Origin of the sequence: Hymenobacter amundsenii (genome assembly GCF_002204745.1) — a bacterium.
Taxonomy (GTDB): domain Bacteria; phylum Bacteroidota; class Bacteroidia; order Cytophagales; family Hymenobacteraceae; genus Hymenobacter; species Hymenobacter amundsenii.
Map to the genome: position 1 here is coordinate 1 of NZ_NIRR01000064.1, position 8,855 is coordinate 8,855.

Genomic DNA, 8,855 nt, shown 5'->3' on the forward strand with positions numbered 1-8,855 from the left:
CGGTTGTGTTTACGCCCAGTCATAGCGCGCGCCATGACGAGGGTGATAGAATAGGGTGAGCTGCCCTTCATCGCCACCACGCATGACCAGGTGCAGCACCTGCCTAGTACGCGCGCGGTGCTGGTGCCAGTGATGACGCCGAAATTCCGGTGGTGGCGATGGCATCCGAACGTTTCGCCGGTAACAGTGACCGCGTTGGTGCGCGGTCCAGGCCCAATACTTCTTGGCTTGTTTCATAAGAGCGGTTAGGTGAGTACCTACCGCTCGTGTGAGGTCGAATGAAAACGCTTCATGAGTGAAAAAGAGAAAAGACGTCTTGAATTAATGACTAGTCAGAGAGTAATTGCTTGACTAGTCATTAATTAAGATATGACTAGTCAAGCAGCAGATGAGTAGCACTAGAGGGTGGTATATTGCCGGCTCTGACTAGTCACGCGCCCCATGGAAAGTGCTTCTACATTTCTGACTATAAAGCAAGCAGCTCAGCAGGTTAACAAGTCGGAGCAGACTATCCGGCGACTAGTCAAGCAATACGCTAAGACTAGTCATATCCAGCTTGAGCAGGCCCCCAAAGGCAACACGTATCTGATTAGTCAGACATTTCTGGCGCAGCAATACCCTACCCCTGCCGAGCAGTTACCAATCATCATTGAGCCAGAATCAGGGCCCACCATAGAAAACCTACAACAGCAATTGGCCGAGCGTGATCAGACGATTCAGCAATTGCAACACCGCCTGCTGGAGCAAAACGACGTGCTGAATGCGCTGACTAGTCAAGTGAATAGTCAGCGCATCGGACGTATTGAGGAACTGCTACTTAGCCAAAACGAACAGCTTGGCGAATTGCAAAAGCGCCTGCCCGAACCCCCCGAAGTATTGCAATTGCCCCCCGCACCGACGCCCCCAAAAAAGGGATTATGGCAGCGGCTGTTTGGCTCGTGAGGGCAAGCGACTCTTGTAAGTTCTGACTAGTCAGATGATTAATCAAATGACTAGTCAGAAGGGTAATCACTTTGATAATGAGTGGGTTTCGTGTTGACCCAGCCGGTCACGTTCGAGTGCGGCCCGCAGACGGGCGGCATTAGCAGGGGAGGAGAGCAGGTGTGCGGTTTCGTCCCGTGCGTCGGCCTTTGCCGCCTGGCCCCGGAGCTTGACGAAGGGTAAGCTGCGCAGTAACTCCAGCATGAAGGCTGCCCGGTGCTCGGGTACTTCCAGCGTGATTCTCATAGGGGCTACGTAGCTTCTTTAACCAAGACCAGGCCCAGGGGCGGCAGGTGGTCAAAGTCATTATCGGTGGTGTGCAGCGGTAAATCCAAATAGAGGGCCGTAGCGGCAATCCAGAGGTCGTTCTTGCCCATGTTGCGGGCGGAGAGGCCCGAGGGCAGTGGCTGGCCCCGTAAGCGGCCCTGACTGTAGGCATCGAGGCGGGCGTATAGGCTAGCCAGCTCGGGCACGAAGCCGACCAGGGGGTAGCGCTCCAGCAGCTGCCGCAGGAAGGCGACCTTCTGATAGCCCCAATCGGCTTTGAGAGCGAAAGCTTCCAACTCCCCGACCACGGCGAAGGGCAGCACGGCCCGCAGCGGGAGTTGCTGTTGGCGGCGCAGGTGGGCGATGACGATATTGGTATCAAAGACCACGGGCAGCGTCTTGGCGTTCTTGCTGCAACAGCTCGTCCATGCGCTCATTTTCCTCCGCCGTGAAGCCCAGGTCGGGGATAGGCAAGGGAGCAGCTGGGGCTACGGCGTCGAGGAAGCGTTGCACGCCCCAGCGCTTGATGTCGGCCGGCGAGTAGTAGGTGAGCTGTCCCCAGCGCAAGGCGGGGATAGCATCCGGGGAAGTGAGGGAAGTGGCCATGCGTAGAGGAGGGATTAGGCAGGGGTGGGTTTGGGAACTTTGGCGGCGACCAGGCCCAGGCGCACGAGCAGCAGGCCCCCGGGATTGCGGGCGGCTTTGACCTTACCCGTTTTCAGGTCGTGGTTGTAGCGGTTGACTTCCGAAACGTGGGCGGCGTTGCTCAGGATAGCTTGCCGGTGCTTGGTGTCGGTGATGCGCAGCTCGTCGAGGACACGGACGGCGTTATCGTAGTGGCTTTGCTGCACGCCAGGCAGGGGTTCGTTGGTGGCCACCAAGTCGAAGGGAATAGTTTCGGCTAAGGCTTGGGTTTTGACCTTGAACGTAATGTTTTTGAATGTTTTACCGCGCTTTTCCAACTCATAGCTAATGTGCAATTCAGTGTGCTCATTGATTTGTTTAACGGCTATATCCAGTACGCTCTTCCTGAAATCACTAGTTCTAGGCATCTTATCAAGGCCCTTATCGTCAAGGAGCCCAAGCATTTTTTTAAAATCCTGAATATCATGCTTTTTGGTTTCGCCCATGTCTTTCCACTGGCTGCAAATTGGATAAATCCGCTTGGCATATTTGCTGGTAAGGCGTAATGCCGATGCTAAGCCATAGCTAGTGAAATTGCTTTGAAGCTGAAATAGATAAGGGATAATCTTATCGGAAAGAGAGACTTCTATAATGCCTAATCCTTTGAGATACTCCACACTACGGAACATCCAGAGTTGTACATGACGCTCCGGAGTTTCTATTTCAAACATTCGAGAGCCCATATCCTCAGTAGCTTTCCGCAGATAAGCCAAATCGTATTTTCTGCCAGTCAATGCCGATAACTCCTTAATATTTAGCTCATAAGTATAAGATTTCTGGTCCTTGCGCAGCTTTGAAACCAAGAAAAAGAATAAATCAAGCTGCAGTCCAGTATACTCGTATCGAGCATTCGTCAGTGCATTGTGTTGCCGGATTTCTAACTCCTTATTCATGGTGCTTATTCATTGATTATGAGTGCGATTATACGAATAAAACGGGGTTTAAAAACAAATCCCCCTTTTAATACCCGTTTGATAAACATGAAAACCCGTTTTCAAACACATGAAAACCCGTTTGATAAACATGAAAACCCGTTTGATAAACATGAAAACCCGTTTGATAAACATGAAAACCCGTTTTCAATCGAGATAAGTAGTTTAAAGTCAAAAGGTTACAAAGCCCTCAAATAGACAAATAGATACAAATACACCAATTGTTGTTTCGCGCGAGAAAAAAAGGCTTTCAAGGGATGTTCAACTGAACAGCGGCACAGACCAAACAAAGGCACCAAAGCCCTATGTATCAGAGCCTCGCGAGTATTCAACAAATAGCATATAACTGATATTCAGACACTTAATTGCTAATATATGCTCTAGTGTACTCTTTCCACCACAGCTTAGGAATCCAGGACAGCGTTCAGGTCTCGCTTTGTGCTTTTGCCCCATTTATGGCCTTTCCTGACGTATTTTGCACCATGGCAGACCATGTTTTCAGGTTGAAGGATACGCCCATCGGAACGGTGCTCGTGAAGTTTTACCAGATTATCCCCTACACCGACGAGGCGTTTACTAGAGCGAAGGCCCTTGATTTCTGGCACGCTACCCCAGGTTCCGGCAACTCGTGGGGCATGGCCCTCTACCAGGGTCCTATCAGCACCAATCACGTCCTGACCGAAGCTGTTGCCCAGCTGCACACCCGTTGCCCTGCGTGTACCGCTGTGCGCATCGAACAGGCTTCCTGATAGGCAGACTAGGATCGAGTGTTGGGCGTGTCGTAAAGGGGCTATATTTGCGTCGTCCGGAAAAGATCCGTTCACGTACAAACGGCGACCCGGGCCGAGACCCAGATCGCCGTTATCCTACGGATGCCCGAGCCAGTGACTAATCACTGCTCGGACTGCTCCCCCTACAGCTGCCTTGAGCAGTTCCAGGGGGATGCGAAACCAACTAGCCTGGCTAGCGGGTTTCACCTTTGCACGTTTACCCATCTTCGTTCGGGAGTAAGGGTGCTAAATCCACCCACTTCCTGAAGCCCCGGTTGTTACAGCAGCCGGGGCTTCGTCTTTTCAGACGATGCGTTGGCGGGGTGACAACCGTGCAAGTGGGCCAAAGGTAGTACCTAGCGATCTACTCACCCAGCTTGCCTAAGTGTCCCCGATGTATTACCTTAGTAGCCCCTCTATAGCCTGTTCTGTAGTGTTCGCAAGATGTGTTTAGGGAATCGCGCTTCGCACAATTCCCTAAACTCCGGTCGCCCGTTGGGCTCCCTCATCTTGCTAGCCTTTTTTCCCTTTTGTTCTTTTCGTCGCCGTGCTTATGGATGCTTCCGAGCCCCTAGATTCTACTCCCCACCGCCCCCGCAAAGGAGGCCGTAAGCCCGGCCCGGTAGCGGCGAAACAGCGCCATGTGGTAAGCGTCCGGCTGACGGATGCGGAGCGCGAACGGCTCACCCAGGAGGCCGAACGCTACCAGCTCAGCCAGGGGGAAGTGTTGCGGTCGGTGTGGCTCAAACAGGATACGGCCGCCAAGCTCCAGGCCCCGCCGACCCCGGAGCAGGCCCGGCAGCTGGTGCAGCTGACGGGTATGGCGGCGAACCTGAATCAGCTAACCAAGCTGGCGCACTTAAAGCAGGAGCAGCACATCGGGGCGACCACCGTACTCGGGCAGCTGCACGACTTGTTGAAGCGACTAAACCGGGAGGCACCATGATTGGCAAGGTGAAGGTGAACCAGTCGTTCGGGGCGATGTGCCGCTACGTGCTCCAGGAGAAAACGCCCGACAAGCAGGCCGAGGTATTGGCCGCGTACGGGGTACGCACGGATAGCGCCGCGCATATGGCGGCCGACTTTGACACGGTGCGGGCGATGCGTCCGGGGCTAGGGAAGGCCGTGCTGCACGTCGCGCTGGCGTTTCCGGCCGAGGAAAAGGAGAAGCTGACCAACGAGGTGATGGGGCGCATTGCCCAGGACTACCTAAAAGGGCTGAAAATCGACCCGGAGAACACGCAGTGGGCCGTGGTGCGGCACCAGGATAAGAAGCACCCGCATATGCACCTAGTGGTAAACCGGGTGGATTTGGACGGGCAGACGGTGAGCGACCAGTTTATCGGCTCGCGCAGCGTGGACGTGTGCAAGGGCATCGAGCAGGACTACGGGCTGATAGTGGCCGACCAGGTAGGCCGTAAGCAGGCCCGCGAAATCGGGCCGACCCCCAAGCAGCAGCGGGCGGTGAGCCCGCAGGCCCAGCAGTCGGCCGAGTGGAGCCGCGCCCGGCAGGAGATTGGCCGCGCCCTGAGCTACACGGCCGCCAGGCTCGCAGCTTTGATGAGTTGAGCGCGGCGCTCAGGCCCCGAGGTATCGAGCTGGAGCTGACGCGGCGCAAGGACGGGAGCCCGGCCGGGGTGGTGTTCGCCCAGGATGGGCACCGGGTAAAGGGGAGCCAGGTAGGGCGCGAATACAGCGCGGGCAATCTGGAAACGAGCTTTGCGAAGGTTCGGGCGCTAGGCCCGGCCCAGGAGCAGGCCCAGGGGTGGCAGCAGGCAGGCCAGGACTACGCGCTGGCTAAGTTGGCGGCCGAGTACAGCCAAGCCAAGCAGCAGCAGGTGCAGCAGCCGAGCCGAAAGCTAGGCAAGCAGCAGTCCGGGGGGCTAGAAATGGGGGGTTAATCTTTCAAAAACGAACGATGCAGGAGCTACTTGAAGATATAAATGCGCTACGGCGGGGCATTGAGGCACTGGATAAGCGCAGCCGCGAGCAAGGCAAGCCGGTAAGCCGGGCCGAATTGGACGAAGTGCTGGCCAGGGTGAAGGCGGAAACCAGGTTTACCATCGACTACAAAGGGATAGCCGAGGCAATACAGCCCCACTTAGCCACGCCGGCCAAGCTCGAAACGACGCTCACCACGGGCACAGCGCAGCTGCAAGCGGTGATTGCGCAGATTCCGCGCAGTGTGCCCTTAGCGGATAAGGTATGGGGCTTTACCAGCCTATCGGCGTTCATGGTGGTATCTTTTATGCTGCTGGGCTTCTTTGCGTGGAGTGGCTACTCATGGAAGCAAATGGGGGCAGCGGAGGAAAAAACGGAGCAACTTCAGCAGCAGCTGGCCCAAAAGCAGGCGACGATGAAGTGGTTGAACGACGGCTACGTGGACCTCAAGCAGGATAATCCGAAAGTCGCTAAGAAGTATTTTCCGCAGTAACAGCCAGCATTTTACATACTGTAAACGACCGTTTGTAAAGTGTTATAAGAGCTAGCTTGGACTGCAGGCTGGGGCAAGGGGAGCAAACCACAGCATTAGTTAGTGAAGTCATTCTATGGGCTGGTAAAGAAGTTCAGCCCGCCGCTGGAGCAGGAGGCGCAGCGCCAGGTGGACCAGCAGCGTATCCACCAAGCCGGGCAGCAGCACAAAGGCCATACCTTGTCTAAATCACGGTAATAGTAAACAGCTAGTAAGCATTATGGAGGCCTTTTCATCCACGCAGCGTTTCAGAATGTGGGAATATATCGTGAGTCATAGCACATTGCTGCTCAGGCATCGCTCTGATTTTACGACCGTCGATATTATCTTCTCAGGCGTGGATTACTTGGAGATTCCGGATATGTTCAATGGGCTGATAATAGACGCCCCCAACGCTCAAGAAGAAGAACGGCTACTTGTCCGTGCAAATAAGAGGGAGGAGAATGGGAGGCTTCCTAACTACCGCTCTTATCTGCTTTTAACCGAGGGTAGGCGCTTCTTTGTAGTCGCGGCAAGTTGCGTGATATGCGAAAGCGAAGCGGGTATCCAAGGTTTGTTAGATTGGGGCGATAGAAGTCAGATAAACATTATTTACACGAGCTTGAACCCCTCTGCAGAGGCATATCAAAGCCAAAATCAATAAAAGCAACCCAGCAACTGTCTGGCGTCAAGTGCTCGTGGGCTGCTGCCAGGCCAGGCGAGTTTACAAAACCCGTCTATGATTCAACGTTGCCGAAATAGTGCGAAGAGATGAGCTTTGCAAACGCCCAAACCGGCATCTAGTCTCCCGGCAAAGTACCACTTCGGCCGCATTCCAGCAGGAGGTAGAAACCCATCACGATTCCGAGGTTGGTCTGAGAACTAATCTTATGTTAAGGGACAGAACCCAGAAAAGCAGGAGAGTAATTGTACTTCCCCACTGCCCCTAAAATCCTGTTTGCTTCCGGGTATCGCCGATGGCTGCGCGCATGAGCCAGCTTACCTACTGCCGCTGCGCGTAGTTGTACAACTCGATGGCCTGCCGCCGGTGCTTGGCAGGCTTGTTTTTCAATATCAGTGGCACCAGCAACAGGGGCACGCTAGCTCCCATCATGCCCAGCGTGAGGTCGCCGTTTAGGTTGGCTCCACCGAGGTGCCCAATAGTCCGTACCAACCCGCCCACCAGCAAGCCCATGCCTAGCACAGAGCTGGCGGTATTAGCTACTTCATAGCGGCGGGCGCGGGCTTCCATGGTTAGGGCGCCGGGACTGTCGTGGATGGCCCGGCTCAGGTTGCCATGCGTGAGGGCGAACACCGGGCCGTCGTCTTTAGCAAAGTAAACCGGACCCCGTGGCGGTAGAGCCGCCGATGTGGCGGCTGCCCACGGACTGCCCATCGCCAGCAGCGCTGAGCCCATGGCCAGCCGCCGGTAAAGCGAGGTTCGGGGTTCGTATACACTCAGCCGGCCTGGTAGCACTTGGCGCAGGGTTACCTCGCGCAGGTTGCCCCGCGGTCGGGCGCGGCGATAATAGCCAGTTTCATTTTCGTAGAAACTCACTTCCGTCAGGGCCAAACGGCTTTGTCCGTCCACTAGCAGATACGAGCGGCCCAGCAAGGGGTGGTGCGCTGCGACATGGGTAGCGTTCAGCACTGGTCCACTTCTCAGCCCCACCCGCGCGTGGCTTGTCGGGCCTGATAGTGCCGGCACACCCGAATTGGCCTGGCCGCTGGCCGCCGCTGGCCGCCGAGCCGAGTCAGCTGCCGCCGGTGCCCCGCCCAACTGCAGAAGCGACTCTTTGCCTACTTGGGCATGCGCCCAATGTCCGCTTAGGCAGGCAGTCAAAAGCAAAGCAATAGCGGAAAGCTTCATAGAGTTGAAAGATAATCGGTTGCTAGGCTTAGCGCAATACCGCTCTCATCAGGCAAGATACCATCTTTGGATTAGGTACGATAAGGGCCCATTATCGTACCTAAAAGGGCTGCTTTCCAGCAAATGAAACCAGAGGCGTTAAGCAAATGTAATTACATTGTACGTACATTTGCTTCTATGAACACGCGCCTAATTCGGGTCGGCAATTCCCAGGGGATTGTGTTGCCCAAGAAGTTACTGCAGCAATATCAGCTTTCCGGCGAGGTTGACCTGCAGCCTACGCCCGAAGGCTTGCTTATCACGCCTGTCAGCAAGCCCCGTCGCCAAGGCTGGGACGAGCGCTTTCAACAGGCTATTGCCCAGGGCCAGGCCCCGGAGGGGGAGCTGCTGGAGGGATTCTCGGATGAAGCGTTTGAAGAAACCGAATGGCAGTGGTAGCCGTGCAGCGCTTCGAGGTGTGGCTCGTCAACCTCGACCCGACCCAGGGCAGCGAAATTAATAAAACCCGCCCCTGCGTGGTGCTCTCCCCCGACGAGATGAACCGCTACCTGCGCACGGTCACCATTGCGGCCCTGACCAGCACCCGGCGCGACTACCCTTCCCGGGTGGATTGCACCTTTCAGAGCAAAGAGGGACAGGTAGCGCTTGATCATATCCGGTCGGTGGACAAAACCCGCCTGGTCCGTCGGCTGGGTATGCTGTCCAAAAGCACGGCACAAGCCGTATGTGAGCGGCTACAGGAGATGTTTCAGTATTGACTTCCCCTTCGTAAACACAACCGCCCGCTGCTTACAGCGGGCCGGTTGTGTTTACGCCCAGTCATAGCGCGCGCCATGACGAGGGTGATAGAATAGGGTGAGCTGCCCTTCATCGCCACCACGCATGACCAGGTGCAGCAC

At 55.6% G+C, this 8,855-nt stretch carries 13 protein-coding genes; 9 read left to right on the top strand and 4 right to left on the bottom strand.

From position 1 onward, the window contains the following. Positions 1 to 441: 441 nt before the first annotated feature. Entirely contained in the window at positions 442 to 942 is a 501-nt protein-coding gene (locus CDA63_RS19295; RefSeq protein WP_199797567.1) for a DNA-binding protein, read from the top strand. A 290-nt stretch (positions 943 to 1,232) separates the two neighbouring features. Here CDA63_RS19295 and CDA63_RS19305 read toward each other — a convergent pair whose 3' ends face one another. From CDA63_RS19305 to CDA63_RS19315, 3 genes are read right to left on the bottom strand one after another with little or no spacing between them, the layout of a single operon-like run. Then, positions 1,233 to 1,637: a PIN domain-containing protein gene (locus tag CDA63_RS19305; RefSeq protein WP_165768408.1), complete on the bottom strand. Its 405-nt coding sequence runs from the start codon at positions 1,635 to 1,637 to the stop codon at positions 1,233 to 1,235. Further along, positions 1,627 to 1,854: a hypothetical protein gene (locus CDA63_RS19310; protein ID WP_242434753.1), complete on the bottom strand. Its 228-nt coding sequence runs from the start codon at positions 1,852 to 1,854 to the stop codon at positions 1,627 to 1,629. Before CDA63_RS19310 ends, CDA63_RS19305 begins: the two co-directional genes overlap by 11 nt. A 14-nt stretch (positions 1,855 to 1,868) precedes the next feature. Continuing rightward, the gene (locus CDA63_RS19315) at positions 1,869 to 2,825 is read right to left on the bottom strand and encodes a replication initiation protein (RefSeq protein ID WP_088466096.1); all 957 of its coding nucleotides are present in this window, start codon (positions 2,823 to 2,825) and stop codon (positions 1,869 to 1,871) included. A 521-nt stretch (positions 2,826 to 3,346) separates the two neighbouring features. On the opposite strand from CDA63_RS19315, the gene CDA63_RS19320 reads away from it, so the two are divergent. From CDA63_RS19320 to CDA63_RS19345, 6 genes are all read left to right on the top strand, one after another. Further along, a complete protein-coding gene (locus CDA63_RS19320; RefSeq protein ID WP_126546973.1) occupies positions 3,347 to 3,613 on the top strand; it encodes a hypothetical protein in 267 nt (88 codons plus the stop codon). Positions 3,614 to 4,187: 574 nt separating this feature from the next. Then, a complete protein-coding gene (locus CDA63_RS19325; RefSeq protein ID WP_088466098.1) occupies positions 4,188 to 4,580 on the top strand; it encodes a plasmid mobilization protein in 393 nt (130 codons plus the stop codon). Further along, positions 4,577 to 5,203 carry a relaxase/mobilization nuclease domain-containing protein gene (locus tag CDA63_RS19330; RefSeq protein ID WP_088466099.1) on the top strand — a complete coding sequence of 209 codons (627 nt, stop codon included), beginning with the start codon at positions 4,577 to 4,579 and terminating at the stop codon, positions 5,201 to 5,203. The genes CDA63_RS19325 and CDA63_RS19330 overlap by 4 nt, the downstream gene beginning before the upstream one ends. Continuing rightward, positions 5,200 to 5,535, top strand: a complete 336-nt coding sequence (locus CDA63_RS19335) for a hypothetical protein (RefSeq protein ID WP_088466100.1) — start codon at positions 5,200 to 5,202, stop codon at positions 5,533 to 5,535. Before CDA63_RS19330 ends, CDA63_RS19335 begins: the two co-directional genes overlap by 4 nt. A 116-nt stretch (positions 5,536 to 5,651) precedes the next feature. Continuing rightward, on the top strand, positions 5,652 to 6,068 hold the full coding sequence (locus CDA63_RS19340) for a hypothetical protein (protein ID WP_126546974.1): 417 nt from the start codon (positions 5,652 to 5,654) through the stop codon (positions 6,066 to 6,068). A gap of 292 nt (positions 6,069 to 6,360) precedes the next feature. Then, entirely contained in the window at positions 6,361 to 6,750 is a 390-nt protein-coding gene (locus CDA63_RS19345; protein ID WP_165768409.1) for a hypothetical protein, read from the top strand. A gap of 339 nt (positions 6,751 to 7,089) precedes the next feature. Here CDA63_RS19345 and CDA63_RS19350 read toward each other — a convergent pair whose 3' ends face one another. After that, on the bottom strand, positions 7,090 to 7,956 hold the full coding sequence (locus CDA63_RS19350; protein ID WP_126546975.1) for a hypothetical protein: 867 nt from the start codon (positions 7,954 to 7,956) through the stop codon (positions 7,090 to 7,092). Between the two features lie 177 nt (positions 7,957 to 8,133). Between CDA63_RS19350 and CDA63_RS19355 the strand changes: the two genes are divergently transcribed. Both CDA63_RS19355 and CDA63_RS19360 read left to right on the top strand, forming a co-directional pair. Continuing rightward, positions 8,134 to 8,394: an AbrB/MazE/SpoVT family DNA-binding domain-containing protein gene (locus CDA63_RS19355; protein WP_088466104.1), complete on the top strand. Its 261-nt coding sequence runs from the start codon at positions 8,134 to 8,136 to the stop codon at positions 8,392 to 8,394. Next, positions 8,382 to 8,714: a type II toxin-antitoxin system PemK/MazF family toxin gene (locus CDA63_RS19360; RefSeq protein WP_088466105.1), complete on the top strand. Its 333-nt coding sequence runs from the start codon at positions 8,382 to 8,384 to the stop codon at positions 8,712 to 8,714. The genes CDA63_RS19355 and CDA63_RS19360 overlap by 13 nt, the downstream gene beginning before the upstream one ends. The last annotated feature ends 141 nt before the right edge of the window (positions 8,715 to 8,855 follow it).